Source organism: Gordonia hongkongensis (genome assembly GCF_023078355.1).
Lineage (GTDB): Bacteria > Actinomycetota > Actinomycetes > Mycobacteriales > Mycobacteriaceae > Gordonia > Gordonia hongkongensis.
Genome location: NZ_CP095552.1, coordinates 1,314,295 through 1,330,534 on the forward strand (window position 1 = coordinate 1,314,295; position 16,240 = coordinate 1,330,534).

A 16,240-nucleotide genomic window follows, 5' to 3' on the forward strand; every position below is an offset into this window, starting at 1 on the left:
CGCACGTGTGTTCGAGCGCCTTATCCAGGATTCGTGCGCGACAGTTCCGGAAGCAGGTCGAACCGTCCTGCGACGAGGGCGGACCGTTTCGCGCGAGACCAGCCGTGGACACGGCGCTCGGCCGCGTAAGCCTCGCCGATGTTGGGAAACTCCTGCTGGAATACGAGCCGGACCGGCCGACGAGGACGCGTGTAGCGCGAGCCGTTTCCGGTCTGGTGCTGGTCGACTCGATGCTCGACGTTCCGAGTGCTCCCGACGTACAGCGTGCCGTCGGAACATTCGAGGATGTAGAGAAAGCCACTCATGGTGTGACTGTCGAGGATTGCTGCGACAAATCGGTCGATGCCTCCACAGCCAGCGGATCGTGGTGAGTCTGTCCACAGGGTCGTTGGCAGGTTTCGCAGATCGGTCGCCAAGTGGCTTCGACTCGGCGCCTCGCTTCGCTCGGTGCCGGCTCAACCAGCGGGGGTTGGCCGAGCGTCGCGGGGAGGTCGCGTGCGTTGAGGTCACTTCGCATGATCGGTCGCCAAGTGGCTTCGACTCACGGCGCCTCGCTTCGCTCGGTGCCGGCTCAACCAGCGGGGGTTGGCCGAGCGTCGCGGGGAGGTCGCGTGCGTTGAGGTCACCTCGCATGATCGGTCGCCAGGTGGTTTCGACTCGGCGCCTCGCTTCGCTCGGTGCCGGCTCAACCAGCGGGGGTGGGCTCTGCTCGCCAAGTGGCTTCGACTCGGCGCCTCGACCTCGACGCGCTCCTTTGTCGCTTGCTCGGCCCGGCGGCTTCGCTCGGTGCCGGCTCAACCCGCGGGGGTCGGGTCAGCCGGCGCGAGTGGCGTCGGAGACCGGCGTGATCGGGAGGCGCAGCGCGCCGGGCGCGTGGGCGGGGACCGTCGGGTGGTGGGGCTCCACCGGCTGGACGGGCCGGTACGCCGCACCGAGCTCGGGCCGCGGGTCGGCCTCGCCGGCATTGGGCCACATCGCCAGGGCGCGTTCGGCCTGCGCGGTGATGGTCAGCGACGGGTTGACGCCGAGGTTGGCCGAGACGGTCGCGCCGTCGACAATGTGCAGCCCCGGGTGGTTGAACACCCGGTGGTACGGGTCCACCACGCCGTCGGCCGCCGAGCGTCCGATCGAGCAGCCGCCCAGGAAGTGGGCCGTCATCGGGATGTTCAGCAGGTCGACGATGGAACCGCCGGCGTCGCCGTCGATCTCGCGTGCGACGGCGCGCACCGCCTCGTGTCCCTCCGGGATCCACGTCGGCGGGGGATCGCCCTCGCCCTGCCGGCTGCGCAGCATCGGGCCGAAACGACCTCGGCGCGAGAACAACTCGAGCGAGTTGTCGGCGGTCTGCATGACGAGTGCGATGATGGTGCGCTCCGACCAGCGTCGTACCGAGAGTCCGCGCAGCGTGATCACCGGGTGACGGACCATCTCGATCAGCGCCTGCAGCAGTCGCGGCAGCGGACCGCCACCGTCGACGAGAATGGCCTGCAACATGCCGATGAGGTTGCTGCCCTTGCCATATCGCACGGGTTCGATGTGCGTGTGGTCGTTGGGGTGGAACGACGACGTGATCGCGACACCCTCGGTGTAGTCGATGTCGAGGTCGCGTGCGGTGGCGGCCAGGACCGCCTCGGAGTTGGTGCGGACCACCTTGCCCAGGCGCGACGACAGCCCGGGCAGGTGGCCGCCCTGCTGCATGTCCAGCAGCAGCTTGTTGGTGCCGTACGTCCCGGCGGCGAACACCACGTGATCGGCGGTGAAGGTGCGGCGCCCGCGGCGCGACCAGCGTCGGCCCGACCGGTGCGACTCCACGACGTACCCGCCGCCCGAACGCGGCCGGACGGTGTCCACGGTCGTCATCGGAATGATCTCGGCACCGGCCTGTTCGGCCAGGTAGAGGTAGTTCTTGACGAGCGTGTTCTTCGCTCCCACCGGACATCCCGTCATGCAGGCGCCGCAGTCGGTGCACCCGGTGCGTGCCGGGCCGGCGCCGCCGAAGAACGGGTCGTCGACCGTCTTGCCCGCCTCGCCGAAGAACACGCCGACCGGGGTGTGGACGAAGGTGTCGCCGACTCCCATCTCCTCGGCGACCTTGCGGATCACGCGGTCGGCGGGCGTCACCTTCGGATACGTGGTCACGCCGAGCATGCGTGAGGCCTGGTCGTAGTACGGGTCGAGCTCGGATGCCCAGTCGGTGATCGATCCCCAATGCGGGTCGTCGAAGAACGCCGGCAGCGGACGGTACAGGGTGTTCGCGTAGTTCAGCGATCCACCGCCGACGCCCGCACCGGCCATCACGAGCACGTCGCGCAGCAGGTGCATGCGCTGCACCCCGAACAGTCCGAGCGCGGGTGCCCAGACGTAGTCCTTGAGGCGCCAGCTCGTCTTGGGCAGCTCGCCGTCGGAGAAACGCCGACCGGACTCGATGACCGCGACGCGGTAGCCCTTCTCGGTGAGTCGCAGGGCCGCAACCGATCCGCCGAAACCGGAGCCGATGACGATGGCGTCGTAATGGTCAGGGGTGGAACTCACGGTGCGACGGTCCTCTCGGTGTCGGATTCGGTGGCGTCGGATGCGGCGTCTGATCCGGTGGTGACTGCCTGGTCGACGGGTGCGGCGGGGATCGCGGCGTCGAAGCGGTGGTCGGTGGGTTCGAAGGACGACATCATCCGGCGGAAGTCGCTCGTGAACTTCGGCCACATCACCGAGTTGCGACCGGTGGAGTCGAGGTACCAGCTCGAGCAGCCACCCGAATTCCAGACGGTGCGTTCGAGTTCGGGATCGAGTTCGGAGTTGTAGCGGTCCTGTGCATCCTCGGTGACCTCGAAGGTCGACCGGCCGCTACGCGAGAGTTCGGCGAGTGCCTTGCTCATGTAGTACGCCTGCGGCTCCAGCATCAGCACGATCGAGCTGTGACCGAGATTGGTGTTGGGGCCGTACAGGAAGAACAGATTGGGGAAGCCGTGGACCTCGACCCCGCGGTAGGCGCGCGGTGAACCCTTCCACGCGTGGGCCAGCGTGCGGCCGTCGCGCCCGGTGATCGCCGACGCGATGGGCGGCTCGGTGGGGGTGAACCCGGTCGCGAAGACGACCGTGTCGACCTCGTGCTCGCGACCCTGGTCGTCGACGGCACCGCGTGCGGTGAGGCGGGTGATTGCTCCAGTGACGGTCGCGTTGTCGCGCTGGAGGGCGGGGAACCACTTGTTGGTCAACAACATCCGCTTGCAGCCGATGGTGTAGTCGGGGGTGAGCCGACGGCGTAGCGCACGGTCGCGGACCTGGACACGCAGCTGGGCCAGCGCGATGGTCTTCGCGATCGGCAGCAGCTTGGGATTGCGGGCCATCATGAGGACGTAGGCCTCGCGATAGGTCCACACCATCCGCCGGACCAGTCGGTGGATACCGGGAACCCGACGATAGAGCGCGCGTTCGAGGGTGCCGATGTTGCGGTCCAGACGCGGGACGACCCAGGCGGGGGTGCGCTGGAAGACCGTGAGATGCCCGACCTCGTCCACGATCTCGGGCACGATCTGGATCGCCGACGCGCCGGTGCCGACGACCGCGACGCGTCGACCGTGCAGGTCGTGGGAATGATCCCAGTCGGCGGAGTGGAACATCGTGCCGGTGAACTCGTCGGCGCCGGGGACGGTCGGCAGGCCGGGTTCGGACAGGGCGCCGGGCGCGGCGACCAGGTAGCGGCACCGGATCTCACCGTCGGTGGTGTCGACGACCCACTCCTGCATGCCACCGTCCCAGCGCGCCGACGTCAGCGCGCAGTTGTATCGGATCTGATCGGCGAAATCGACTGCGACCGAGCGTAGATACCGATGGATCTCGTCGCGACGCCCGTAGGTGTGCGACCACTCTGGGTTGGGTGCGAACGACAACGAGTACAAGGACGTCGGGACGTCGCAGGCCGCGCCCGGGTAGTCGTTCTCGCGCCAGACACCACCCGCGCCGTCGCCGCGCTCGATCGCCAGGGTCTGCAGCTGCGGATGGTCCTTTCGCAGACGATGCAGGGCGGCGAGGCCGCCGAATCCGACACCGACGACGAGGACGTCGACGCGCCGGGGCAGCGTGTTCTGCTGCGCGAGGGTCGGACTGGGTTCAGTCATGAGACAGGAGTTCCTTCCATACGGGCAGGAGTCGGTCGAGCAGCGCGCGGTCGGCGTCGGGCGAGCGCAGGATGCGCGACACCGCGAGTCCGCGTGCGAGTTCGATGGAGAGTTCGAGTTCCGCGGCGGTGTATCGGTCGCCGAACAACTCGGCACAACCGACGGCGAGGGCGTCGGAGACCTGTTGTTCGAGCGGGATGATCGCGGTTCGTAGCCCGACGTCGCAGCGGGCGGCGACCCACAACTCGAGAGCGGCGTCGAACAGCGGGCCGCTGAACGCCTCGACGAGGATCTCGAGTCCCTCGTCGCCCGTGCGGGGCCGCGACAGGATCTCTGCCAGCCGGCGTTCGACGAGGTGCCCGACCGCGGCGACCACCAGCGATTCCCGGGTGGGGAAGTGATGCAGCAGGGCGCCGCGCGAGATGCCCGCGCGGCGGTTCACCTCCTGCGTGGTGGTGGCTGCGTAGCCGACGTCGACGAGGGCGTCGACGGCCGCGTCGAGGATGAGCGCACGGGTGGTCGCGGTGCGTTCGGCCTGCGTACGACGACGCGGGGCGCGGGTGGGGTCGGTCACATCAGTGACGATAGCACAAACAGTCCGGACTGCTTGTAAGTTTGTGAAGAGTTTTCCACCGGTACGTTGGACCTCATGCGATTCGGACTCTTCATTCCCCAGGGCTGGCGTCTCGATCTCGTGGGTGTGGAACCCGCGGACCAGTGGGGGGTGATGTCGTCGGTCGCCGACCGCGCCGAGTCGGGCGGCTGGGACTCGATCTGGGTGTACGACCACTTCCACACCGTCCCGCTGCCCACCGACGAGGCCACGCATGAGGCGTGGACTCTCGTGGCCGCCCTGGCCGCCACCACGAGTCGGGTCGAGATCGGCCAGATGTGCACCGCGATGGGTTATCGCAACCCGATGTACCTCGCGAAGGTCGCCGCCACCGCGGACCTGATCTCCGGCGGTCGCGTGCAGATGGGCATCGGTGGCGGCTGGTACGAACACGAATGGCGTGCATACGGTTACGGATTCCCGTCGGCGGGTGAGCGGCTGGCGCGGCTCGACGAGGGAGTGCAGATCATGAAGCAGGCCTGGGAGACCGGACGGGCGACGCTCGACGGCAAGCACTACACCGTCGACGACGCCATCTGCGCCCCGCAGCCCACGGCCGGACGGCTGCCACTATGGATCGCCGGCGGCGGGGAGAAGAAGACGTTGCGGATCGCGGCGAAGTACGCCGACTACACCAACTTCGACGGCACGCCGGACGGGTTCGCGCACAAATCGTCGGTCCTGCAACAACATTGCGCCGACCTCGGACGCGACTTCGAGTCGATCACCCGCTCGGCCAATTACAACGTGATGCTCGGCGAGACCGAGGCCGACGTGGAGCGCAAGCTCACCGACCTCGAAGCCCGGCTGAGCAAGATCGTCGGGCCCGACGCGGCGTCCGGCAGCATGGGCGCGTTTCGGGGTATGCCTGCGGTCGGGACACCCGAGCAGGTCGCCGAGAACCTTCGCGGGCTCGCCGACGCCGGGATGTCCTACGGGATCTGCTACTTCCCGAACATCGCCGTCGATCGCGAGGACCTCGAGATGTTCGAGCAGCGGGTGATCCCGGCGTTGCGCTGAGCCGCATTGCCCCGCCCGCTGGCCGAGCCTCCTTCCGCTGGCCGAGCTTGTCGAGGTCACCAAGTGGCTTCGACTCGGCGCCTCGCTGCGCTCGGGGCCGGCTCAACCAGCGGGGGTGGTCACCAAGTGGCTTCGACTCGGCGCCTCGACCTCGACGCGCTCCTTCGTCGCTTGCTCGGCCCGGCGGCTGCGCTCGGGGCCGGCTCAACCAGCGGGGGTGGAGTCACAACCGGCGCAACCGCTCGGCGGCCTCGGCGATCACGTCGTCGCGTTTGGCGAACGCGAACCGGAGCATGTGGTGCCAGGGTTCGCGGTCGTCGGTGAACACACTGACCGGTACCGCGGCCACGCCGATGCGTTCGGGCAGCGTTCGGCAGAACTCGATGCCGTCGTCGACGCCGAGGGGACGAGGGTCGGCACAGACGAAATAGGTTGCCTCGCTACGGTGTACGACGAAACCGGCGTCGGACAGCGCGGTCGAGATCAGGTCGCGTTTGGCCTGCAGCCCCCGCGCCGACTCGCGGACCCAGTCCAACTCGTGCTCCAGCGCGTGTGCCACCGCGGGTTGGAACGGCCCGGAGCCGACATAGGACATGTATTGCTTCGCCGTCCGCGCCGCGCCGACGAGCTCGGGCGGACCGCTCACCCAGCCGACCTTCCAGCCGGTGCAGTTGAAGGTCTTGCCGGAGCTGGAGATACGCAGCGTGCGTTCCCGCATACCCGGTAGCGCCGCGAGCGGGGTGTGCGTCCGTCCGTCGAAGACGAGGTATTCGTAGACCTCGTCGGTGACGGCGATGACGTCGTGCTCGACGCACAGCCGTGCGATCTCGGCGAGGTCGTCGGTCGACAGCACGGTCCCCGTCGGATTGTGCGGGCTGTTCACCACCACCATCGACGTCTTCGGCCCGAAGGCCGCGGCGAGCCGCTCGCGATCAAGACGGAAGCCGTCGCCGTCGGGGACCAGCGGCACGACGCGCCGCACACCCCCGGCCATCGCGACAGCGGCGGCGTAGGCGTCGTAGTAGGGCTCGATCATGATGACCTCGTCACCCGGCTCCACCAGACCGACGACGGCACCGGCGATCGCCTCGGTCGCGCCGACCGTGATCAACACCTCGCGGTCGGGGTCGTAGTCCAGGCCGTACCGGTCACGCTGCTGCCGCGCGACCGCGTGCCGCAACTCCGGCACACCGATACCCGGCGGGTACTGATTGCGACCGTCACTGATGGCTTCGCGCGCGGCATCGAGCATCGATGCCGGCCCGTCGGTGTCGGGAAAGCCCTGTCCGAGGTTCACGGCGTCGTGCTCGACGGCCAGCGCCGACATCTCGGCGAAGATCGTCGTGGTGAACGGACGCAGGCGGTCGACTGTCCGGTTCGCGGATGACATGTTCCCACAGTGGCACAGGTCCTCTCTTCAACGGTCGCGGTGGGCGCTGCGGGGGTGACAGACTGACCCCAGTCGCCGACACGGGTGAGGAGGAGCGATGCCGCGCAATCCCGGCGAGCACTTCGCCGGCTACACCATCATCCGACTCGTCGGCCGGGGTGGCATGGGCGAGATCTACCTCGCGCGGCATCCCCACCTGCCGCGGAACGAGGCACTGAAGGTGTTGCCCGCCGATCTCAGTCGCGACCCGATGTACCGGCAGCGGTTCGTCAAAGAGGCCGAGCACGCGTCGAGCGTCGTCCACCCGTCGATCGTGACGATCTTCAATTCCGGTGAGTACGACGGCCACCTGTGGATCGCGATGGAGTACATCGACGGCATCGATGCGCTGAAGCTGCTTCGGCAGAACCCGCGGGGACTCGACACCGCGACGGTGATCGCGATCGTGCGTGCGGTGGGCGCCGCGCTCGACCGGGCCCACGCGACGGGGCTGCTTCATCGCGACGTCAAGCCGGCCAACATCCTGCTGCAGGGCGCGGGTGGTCCGGAGCCGCGCGTGTTGCTCGCGGACTTCGGGATCGCCAAGTCGGAGCAGGACGTCAGTCATCTCACCTGGACCAACGTCTTCCTCGGCACCGTCGCGTATGCCTCACCCGAACAGTTGCTCGGCGATCCGGTCGACGGTCGCGCCGACCAGTACGCGCTCGCGGCCACCGTCTTCGAACTGCTCACCGGGCGGCCGCCGTTCCAGGGTGCCGGCACCGCCTCGATCATCGCCGGCCACCTGCAGGCGATGCCGCCGCGACCGTCCACCCTGCGTCCGGGTATTTCGGGCGATGTCGACGCGGTGTTCGGTCGCGCCCTCGCGAAAGAGCCGGACCGCCGGTACGGGTCGTGCCGCGACTTCGCCGTCGACCTCGAACGCGCGCTCACCGTTCCTCAGCTGTCCAAGGAGCCGACGGTGCGCGCGCCGTCGCCCGTGCCGCCGGTTCCGGCGGCCCCGCCCGTTCCGGTGAACCCCGTGTCCTATTCCCAAGGGCCGCAGCAGTATTCGCCGTATCAGTCGCAGCCGGGGACCTACCCCGGCGGGTTCCCCTCGCAGGGTGGCTACGCGCCACCACCGAAGAAGCGGTCCGGGCTGCTGATCGCACTGGGGTCGCTCGCGGCCGTCCTCGTGCTCGCGATCGCGGCCGGGGTCGTCTACGTCGTGACGCAGGTGTCGAGCGCCCCCACCGCGAGCGACACCTCGACGTCGCGGTCCACCACAGCCGCTGGGCCGCAGACCCCGACATCCGCCGCCGGCACGTCTGCGCCCCGCACCACCGACTCCTCGACGTCGCCGGTCAACGGACCGGGTGACGTGCAGGTCGGCGAGTGCATCGGCATCGCGACCGACGCCGCGTCGTCAACGAGCGTGAACGCGTCGAAGGTCGACTGCGACTCGGCCGGTCTCAACTTCTACACCGCGTCGAAGATCGCCGCGGCGTCGTCGTGCGCGAGCCCGCAGAACTCGACGCTCACCTTCCCGGGAAGTTCCGACAAGGTCTGTCTCACACCGAATTTCTACGAGGACCTGTGTTACCTGGTGCCGCTGTCGGGCGGCTCCCTGGCCGACTACCGGGAAGCCCCCTGTACGAGCGCCGCAACGGCGCAGACCGTCCTCGCCCGTGTCACGACGCGGTCGGATGCGTCGGTGACTTGCCCGGGCGGGGAGACGACATGGGTCTTCTACGAGCCGGAGTCGATCGGGTATTGCCTCGTAGAGATCTGACCCTTCGTGACGCGCCCTCCGCAGGCTCCGGGCGCTCCTCAGGGAGCAGGGGGCAGGTCGTTCTTCCGGATCAGGGAGCGGAAGGTGAGGCTCCTCCGGAAGCACGGGGTCAAGTAGCACTTCAGGTGCTACCCTGCAGGAATGAGGACGATCGGTATCCGCGAGCTCAGGCAGCACGCCTCGCAGTATCTGGCGCAAGTCGAGGCCGGGGAAGAGTTGGCCATCACCAACCGAGGCCGCACGGTTGCGCGGTTGGTCCCGGTGTCTGCCGGGGAACGCAGCAGAGACGCGCTCATCGAGGCCGGGATACTCGTGCCGGCCCGCCGTGCGGGCGGCATAACCGGGCTGCACCCCGAGACGTTGCCGACGCGCGCGCTCACCGAAGTCCTCGAGCAGGTTCGCGAGGATCGTTGATCTATCTCGACACCTCGGCGATGGTGAAACTCGTGGTGCGCGAGGCGGAGACCGCACCGCTGATCGAGTGGCTCGGGAAGTATCCCGGGGTCCCGATCGTGACGAGTGCGCTGGGACGGGTCGAATTGATGCGCACGGCCTTGCATGATGGCAGTCCGGGCCTTCAGGAGCGAGCGCGTGATCTTCTCGATTCTCTGGACGTCGTCCCGCTCAGCGACGCCGTCATCGACATCGCCGAATCGATCGGCCCGTCTTCGCTCCGTTCGCTCGACGCGTTGCATCTGGCCTCTGCCAGCGTGATTCGCGCTGAGATGAGCGCATTTGTGGCCTACGACCATCGACTCATCGCAGGCGCGTCCGCGCTCGGCTATCCGACCGTCGCTCCGGGCGCCGAGTTGTGATTCAGCCGGCTGAACCCTCACCGATCGTCGGGCCCAGGAGGTCGTCGGCGTCGGTGATCCGGTAGGCGTATCCCTGTTCGGCGAGGAACCGCTGGCGGTGGGCCGCGTAGTCGGCGTCGAGGGTGTCGCGCGACACCACCGAGTAGAAATGTGCCTGTCCGCCATCGCGTTTCGGTCGCAGCAACCGGCCGAGGCGCTGGGCCTCCTCCTGGCGTGACCCGAACGTCCCCGACACCTGCACCGCGACCGACGCCTCGGGAAGGTCGATGGAGAAGTTCGCCACCTTCGACACGACGAGGGTCTGCAACTCGCCGGAGCGGAACCGGTCGAACAGGACCTCGCGTTCCTTGTTCTTCGTCGATCCCTGGATCACCGGGGCATCGAGTTCGCGGCCCAGTTCCTCGAGCTGGTCGATGTAGGCGCCGATGATCAGGGTCTGCTGACCCCGGTGCTTGTCGAGGATCGCCTTGACCACGTTGACCTTCGTGTGGGCCGTCGAGCAGAGCTTGTACTTCTCCTCGGGCTCGGCGACCGCGTACTGCAGGCGTTCCTCGTCGGTCAGGGTCACCCGGACCTCGACGCAGTCGGCCGGCGCGATCCAGCCCTGTGCCTCGATGTCCTTCCACGGGGCGTCGTAGCGCTTGGGTCCGATGAGGCTGAAGACGTCGCCCTCGCGGCCGTCCTCGCGGACCAGGGTCGCGGTGAGGCCGAGTCGACGACGCGATTGCAGGTCGGCGGTCATCCGGAAGACGGGGGCGGGGAGGAGGTGGACCTCGTCGTAGATGATCAGGCCCCAGTCGCGGGAGTCGAACAGGTCGAGATTCTTGTACTCGCCCTTCGACTTCCGCGTCATCACCTGGTACGTGGCGATGGTGACGGGACGGATCTCCTTGCGCTCGCCGGAGTACTCGCCGATCTCCTCCTCGGTGAGCGTCGTGCGCGCGATGAGTTCACGTTTCCACTGGCGGCCGGCGACCGTGTTGGTCACCAGGATCAGCGTCGTCGCGCCGGCCTTGGCCATCGCCGCCGCACCGACCATCGTCTTGCCGGCACCACAGGGGAGCACCACCACACCCGAGCCGCCGGCCCAGAACGAGTCGGCTGCCATCTCCTGGTAGTCACGCAGCTGCCAGTCGTCCTGGGCGAGGTCGATGGCGTGGGCCTCACCGTCGACGTACCCGGCGAGGTCCTCGGCCGGCCAGCCGACCTTCAGCAGCACCTGCTTGAGGCGGCCCCGCTCGGACGGGTGCACGATGACCGTGTCGTCGTCGATGCGCGCACCCAGCATCGGGGCGACCTTCTTGTTGCGCATCACCTCGATGAGGACGGCCTGGTCGAGGCTGACGAGGGTCAACCCGTGCGCCGGATGCTTGACCAGTTGCAGGCGACCGAACCGGCCCATGGTGTCGACGACGTCCATCAGCAGCGGCTGGGGCACCGCGTACCGCGAGTACGTCACGAGTGCATCGACGACCTGTTCGGCGTCGTGACCTGCGGCGCGGGCGTTCCACAGTGCGAGCGGGGTGACCCGGTAGGTGTGGACGTGCTCGGGGGCGCGTTCGAGTTCGGCGAAGGGTGCGATCGCCGCGCGCGCCGCCGCGGCGTCGGGGTGATCCACCTCGAGCAGCAGCGTCTTGTCGGATTGCACGATCAGGGGTCCATCGGTCACCCGCTCCATTGTCCAGATCGCACCGACGATTGTCAGCGTCGGGCCTGCGCTGTGACGAGAGTGACCTCGGCGAAGTCAGAAGACGGGGATACCGAGCTTGCGGCGCACCCGCAGATCGATGATGTTGAGCCGGAAGATCCCGCGCAGTACGGGTGCCACCAGTGGGTCGACGCGGCGGAAGCCGGCGAGCGCCCGCTGATAGCGGCGTTCGTCGCGTTCGGTCCACCGCCACCGCATCATCGTGCGGAACTCCGGCGGCAGCCCGGCCTTGATCGCGTACGCGAGCGACGGCCCGATCGTGGCATGGAGCAGCGTGCCGAGCTTTCCGACGCGGTACTCCAGGAAGGACAGGTCGGCGAGGCTGCGGAGCTCGTCGCGCACCGGGTCGTCGATGCGCAGCGAGGACAGTTCGGCGTTCCAGTAGACGAGCAGATCGTCGTAGGTCGCCGGCCACTTGTCCCGGGGAACGTTGAGTGCGGTTCCCAGCGGGTGCGCCTCGGTGAGCACCATCTGCTTCTCCTCGGCGCTCAGCGGACCGTAGAGCAGTTCGTACTGGTCGATGAAGTACTTGAGCAGACACACCGCGACCCACAGCTGCAGACGCGAGTCGTTCCCGCTGTAGCGGACGGGACTCGACTGGGTGGAGTACACCTCGTCGTGGATGCGGCCGACGGCTTCGTGGATGTAGGCCTTGTCGTCGTCGGAGCCCATCAGTGCGACGGCGAGGAACGTGCCGGTGGTGCGCCCCCGTTTGATGGGCCGCTTGATCGCGTTGCCCGACGGCACGCGGCTCTCGTGGACGCCGTACCCGACCTTCGGGTTGGCGAGCTGCATGATCACGTTGGTGCCGGCGAGAGAAGGCCCGATGGCGGTGACCAGATCGGCGGGTCGGGTCACCCGGGGGCGCTTGCGCGAGGGTTTCATCCGGGTGACGAGGTCGTGCTGATACGTGTCAGCCACGCCGCCGGGTGGTTGTCCTGCGGAGATCTCGCGTGCCGCGGTCATACCCGAGGGTACCAAGGATGAGACGTCTTTCACATGATGTCTCTACCCGCTGGACTCAGGCGTCGAGCAGCTCGACGCTGGTGAGGCGGTGCAGCGAGAACCGTTGCTCGTCATCACTGCCCTCCTCGACGGCCACGAGCTGGCCGGCGCCGAGGATCTTCGGGGTCACCACATGCCGGCTCGCCGATCCCTGTGCGTCGACGTATCCCACGCGCAGCCTGCGGTTGGCGCGCAGTGCGAGCTGGATGAGCGCGGTGGCGGATTCGCCCGCACCGGTGGCCCGGACCGGGGTCGTCGTGGCGGTGCTCCGAACAGGTGTCGCCGCGGCTGCGCGATCGGTCGAGCGAATCCGGGTGACCACCGACCGCAATTGGGCCTCCGATGGCGCGTTCCGGCGCGGTTGGCTCTGTCGTCGTGCCCGCGACACCGTGACCCGGCTGCCGCGTTCGCGGAGGTCGACCAGGGCTCCGGACGAGTCTTCGCCCGCCGGAGCGAATCCCGCCGCCCGCAGCTGATCGATGACGTCGCGGACCTCCGACGGCGACACCGCGACCGTGGGGGCCAGTGCGCGAAGCGCGAGCGGTTCGGCGGCTGCGCTGCGCAGCACGGCGGCCAGCACCGTCGGGTCCTCGCAGCGGATGAACGCCGACGCGACGCCCACGCGCAACTGGCCGTGGCGTCGTGCGACGTCGTCGATGAGATACGTGAGTGACTGTGGCACCGGGGTTCTCGAGTGTTTCGTGAACATCGAGAGCAATTCGTTGCTGCTGCGGCCCGCGTCGAGCGCACGGCGCACGCTCTCCGGTGAGACCCGATAGACCGACGCCGCACCGCCCGATTCCAGATCGGCGACGAGCTCCACCTGTTCGGCGAGTTCGGGTGTCATCGGGCCGGGGACGGTCAGCGTCAGATCGGCCTGGGTCAGGAAGTGGTCCACCGGTTCGGGCAGGGCCTTGCGCATCGCGGCGAGCACCGCTGCGTCGACGTCGGCGGGGTCGGAGTCCGGCGACTCCTCCACTGTGTACGCGCGACCGACGGTGGTCAGGGCATCGTGCGCGACCAGGCCCAATTCCCGTGCCTCACGCAAGGTCTCGGCGACGACGCGGCGGCTGAAGCGCCGGATCTGACGGGGGCGGTGCCAGTGCAGGTTCGCGAGGAGGGTGTCGGCGGGGACGCCCACCGCGGGGTCGGCGTGGGCGAGGGTGGACAGGATGAGCTGACGCTGCACCGGGGCGTAGGCGTCGTGGAGGTCGGAGCCGAGCGTCGGCAGCGCGTTGCCGTCCCGATCGGGTTCGCCGACCTGCCAGGCGCGGCGCGGCATGTGCATCCAGGCGTCGGCCAGCGCGAGCCACTGGCGCTCGCGCGGCTGGTGCAGCCAGGTGTCGGCGGTGGAGGTGGGCGCGAAGGACTGTTCGCCGGAATCGTTGGGCGGCGGGGGATCCGGGAAGCCCGCGTCGATGAGCCGGAGATAGGCGGCGAGTTCGACGAGGAACGCCACCCGCTGTGTCTCGAGACCGGTCAGCTTACCCAGACGACGGAGCTCGCGGACGCCGAGCGCGCCGGAGCGGAGCACCGCCGCCGGCGTCGCGCCGAGGACCGCGATCAGCTGGGTGAGGTGACGGATGAGTTCGAGTGCCTCGCCGCCGGCGGCCGCGTCGACCGCCTTGGCCCCGAAACGGGGCTTGGCGCCGGGTTCGTGGAGCGGTGGCGGCTCCAACACGTCTGTGCGCCAAGCAGGTTCCTCGCGGAGCACGGCGCCCACCATCGGCGGTAGCTCGACGGTCTGATCGTCGATGCGCGCGAGGAGGCCCGACGAGATCAGTCGGGCGACCGGGGAGGACGGGTCGGCGTCGTGGGCCGCATCGCGACTGCGGCCCAGGGCCGGACCGCGGGCGAGGGTGTGCAGCAGACCGAGGGGTCGCTCGTCGAGATCGGCGATCATCGCCGCGATCTCCTCGCCCGACAGTCCGACGAGCGGACCGCTGAGGTGCTTGGCCTTCCACGGCATCGCGGAGTCGACGTGTTCACCGGCGCCGAGGGAGGAGTCCTCGCCCCAGAGGATCGCGCGGCGTCGGAGGAGATCGAGACGGGCGCGCACCTCGGCCGCATCGGCGCGGCCGGACAGGGTCTTGACGATCGTGGTGACCGACGGACGCCGCGACTTCTTCGGGCTGCGGCTGTGGCGGGCGGCAACCTCTTCCAGAACCGCGACGGCAAGGACGTCGAGATCCTCGCCGGCCAGGGCCAACGACGCCGCCGACAGGGCCCGTTGCGCCAGTACCCGCGTCCCCGACGGCGTCGGTGAGGCGAGGTCGGGGCGCTCGAGGAGGAGCTCGGTCAGCGCGTCGTCGGAACGCGCCGCCAACTCATCGGCCAGGCCGGTGTGCTGGTCATCCGAACTCATTCGGCCCAGCTTACCGGGGGCTCAGGCAGCGGGGACCGGGGCTCAGACGTCGCCGCGGCGGAGCATGCGACCGCGGGCGGTCTCGAAGTCCACCCTCTGCCCGCGAACCCAGGTGCCCCTGACCACGCCGGCGAGCGCACGGCCGTCGTACGGGCTCACCGGATTCTTGTGGTGGAGGCGGTTGACGTCGACGATCTGCGCGGACTCCGGCTCGAAGATCGCGAAGTCGGCGTCGCAACCGAGGGCGATGCGGCCCTTCGTCGGCAGACCGGCGAGGTCGGCGGGCTTCGACGCCATCCACTCGATGACCTGCGGCAGATCGATGCCGCGCTTCTTGGCCTCCGACCAGATGAGCGACAATCCCAGCTGCAACGACGCCACGCCACCCCAGGCGACCCCGAAGTCGCCGTTCTCGGGATCCTTCAGGTCGACGGTCGACGGGGAGTGGTCGGAGACGATGCAGTCGATGGTGCCGGCCAGCAATCCCTCCCACAGCAGTTCACGGTTGCCGGCCTCGCGGATGGGCGGGCAGCATTTGAAGGCCGTCGCGCCGTTGGGCACCTCCTCGGCCAGCAAAGTGAGGTAGTGCGGGCAGGTCTCGACGGTGATCTTTACCCCGTCGCGCTTCGCGCTGGCGAGCATCGGCAGGGCATCCGACGACGACAGGTGGAGCACGTGGGCGCGCACGCCGGTCCAGCGCGCCCGCTCGATCACCTCGGCGATCGCCAGGTTCTCGGCGCCGCGCGGGCGCGAGGCGAGGAAGCGGGTGTACTCATCGCCCTCCGGGGAGGGTGCCTTGTCGATGGCGCGCGAGTCCTCGGCGTGGACGATCATCAGCGAGTCGAACTCGGCGAGCTTCGCCATGTCGGCTTCCATCTCGTCGGCCGTCAGGTGTGGGAACTCGTCCACACCCGAGTGCAGCAGGAAGCACTTGAAGCCGAACACGCCGGCGTCGTGCAGGCCGCGCAGGTCGTCTTCGTTACCCGGGATGGCGCCACCCCAGAAGCCGACGTCGATGTGTGTCTTTCCCTGCGCCGCAGCCCGCTTCTCGGCCAACGCGTCGACGTTGACGGTCGGCGGGATCGAGTTGAGTGGCATGTCGATGAGGGTGGTGACGCCACCGGCTGCGGCTGCCCGGGTGGCCGAGTCGAAACCCTCCCACTCGGTGCGTCCGGGCTCGTTGACGTGTACGTGGGTGTCCACGAGTCCGGGGATCATGACCTGATCGTCGGCGAGCTCGATGACCTCGGCCCCGGTCAGTCCGCTGCCGAGGGGCTCGATCGCGACGATCCGACCGTCGCGGATACCGATCTCGCGGGCCACGATGCCGGCCGTGGTGAGAGTCTGTTCACCCCGCACGACCAGGTCGAACGGTGCGTCGGAAGTAGCGGCCGGGGCATCGGGTGTTGCGGTCATGGGGCGGGACTCCTTGCTGGTG

General features: G+C 68.7%; 13 protein-coding genes. 4 read left to right on the forward strand and 9 right to left on the reverse strand.

From position 1 onward, the window contains the following. Positions 1 to 20: 20 nt before the first annotated feature. The 4 genes from MVF96_RS05950 to MVF96_RS05965 all read right to left on the reverse strand — a co-directional run bounded on the left by MVF96_RS05950 (position 21) and on the right by MVF96_RS05965 (position 4,689). On the reverse strand, positions 21 to 305 hold the full coding sequence (locus MVF96_RS05950) for a GIY-YIG nuclease family protein (protein WP_065631742.1): 285 nt from the start codon (positions 303 to 305) through the stop codon (positions 21 to 23). Positions 306 to 813: 508 nt separating this feature from the next. Next, positions 814 to 2,532: a GMC family oxidoreductase N-terminal domain-containing protein gene (locus tag MVF96_RS05955; protein ID WP_247451649.1), complete on the reverse strand. Its 1,719-nt coding sequence runs from the start codon at positions 2,530 to 2,532 to the stop codon at positions 814 to 816. Further along, on the reverse strand, positions 2,529 to 4,115 hold the full coding sequence (locus MVF96_RS05960; protein ID WP_247451650.1) for a flavin-containing monooxygenase: 1,587 nt from the start codon (positions 4,113 to 4,115) through the stop codon (positions 2,529 to 2,531). Before MVF96_RS05960 ends, MVF96_RS05955 begins: the two co-directional genes overlap by 4 nt. Next, entirely contained in the window at positions 4,108 to 4,689 is a 582-nt protein-coding gene (locus tag MVF96_RS05965) for a TetR/AcrR family transcriptional regulator (protein ID WP_247451651.1), read from the reverse strand. Before MVF96_RS05965 ends, MVF96_RS05960 begins: the two co-directional genes overlap by 8 nt. A gap of 75 nt (positions 4,690 to 4,764) precedes the next feature. On the opposite strand from MVF96_RS05965, the gene MVF96_RS05970 reads away from it, so the two are divergent. Next, entirely contained in the window at positions 4,765 to 5,748 is a 984-nt protein-coding gene (locus MVF96_RS05970; RefSeq protein WP_247451652.1) for an LLM class F420-dependent oxidoreductase, read from the forward strand. 223 nt (positions 5,749 to 5,971) lie between these two features. Here MVF96_RS05970 and MVF96_RS05975 read toward each other — a convergent pair whose 3' ends face one another. Then, positions 5,972 to 7,138, reverse strand: a complete 1,167-nt coding sequence (locus MVF96_RS05975) for a pyridoxal phosphate-dependent aminotransferase (protein ID WP_247451653.1) — start codon at positions 7,136 to 7,138, stop codon at positions 5,972 to 5,974. 97 nt (positions 7,139 to 7,235) lie between these two features. Here MVF96_RS05975 and MVF96_RS05980 point away from each other — a divergent pair, with 97 nt between their 5' ends. From MVF96_RS05980 to MVF96_RS05990, 3 genes are all read left to right on the forward strand, one after another. Beyond that, entirely contained in the window at positions 7,236 to 8,909 is a 1,674-nt protein-coding gene (locus MVF96_RS05980; protein ID WP_247451654.1) for a serine/threonine-protein kinase, read from the forward strand. A 141-nt stretch (positions 8,910 to 9,050) separates the two neighbouring features. After that, positions 9,051 to 9,323: a type II toxin-antitoxin system Phd/YefM family antitoxin gene (locus tag MVF96_RS05985; RefSeq protein ID WP_247451655.1), complete on the forward strand. Its 273-nt coding sequence runs from the start codon at positions 9,051 to 9,053 to the stop codon at positions 9,321 to 9,323. After that, the gene (locus tag MVF96_RS05990) at positions 9,320 to 9,724 is read left to right on the forward strand and encodes a type II toxin-antitoxin system VapC family toxin (protein ID WP_247451656.1); all 405 of its coding nucleotides are present in this window, start codon (positions 9,320 to 9,322) and stop codon (positions 9,722 to 9,724) included. Before MVF96_RS05985 ends, MVF96_RS05990 begins: the two co-directional genes overlap by 4 nt. 1 nt (position 9,725) lies before the next feature. Here the strand turns inward: MVF96_RS05990 and MVF96_RS05995 are convergent, their stop codons facing one another. The 4 genes from MVF96_RS05995 to allB form a co-directional block, all read right to left on the reverse strand. Next, complete coding sequence (locus MVF96_RS05995; protein ID WP_321179980.1) at positions 9,726 to 11,393, reverse strand: DNA repair helicase XPB; 1,668 nt, start codon at positions 11,391 to 11,393, stop codon at positions 9,726 to 9,728. A 75-nt stretch (positions 11,394 to 11,468) separates the two neighbouring features. Then, entirely contained in the window at positions 11,469 to 12,398 is a 930-nt protein-coding gene (locus MVF96_RS06000; protein ID WP_058251650.1) for an oxygenase MpaB family protein, read from the reverse strand. Between the two features lie 55 nt (positions 12,399 to 12,453). After that, complete coding sequence (locus MVF96_RS06005) at positions 12,454 to 14,802, reverse strand: helicase-associated domain-containing protein (protein ID WP_247451657.1); 2,349 nt, start codon at positions 14,800 to 14,802, stop codon at positions 12,454 to 12,456. Between the two features lie 42 nt (positions 14,803 to 14,844). Continuing rightward, on the reverse strand, positions 14,845 to 16,218 hold the full coding sequence (gene allB, locus MVF96_RS06010; RefSeq protein WP_247451658.1) for an allantoinase AllB: 1,374 nt from the start codon (positions 16,216 to 16,218) through the stop codon (positions 14,845 to 14,847). Positions 16,219 to 16,240 lie beyond the last annotated feature (22 nt).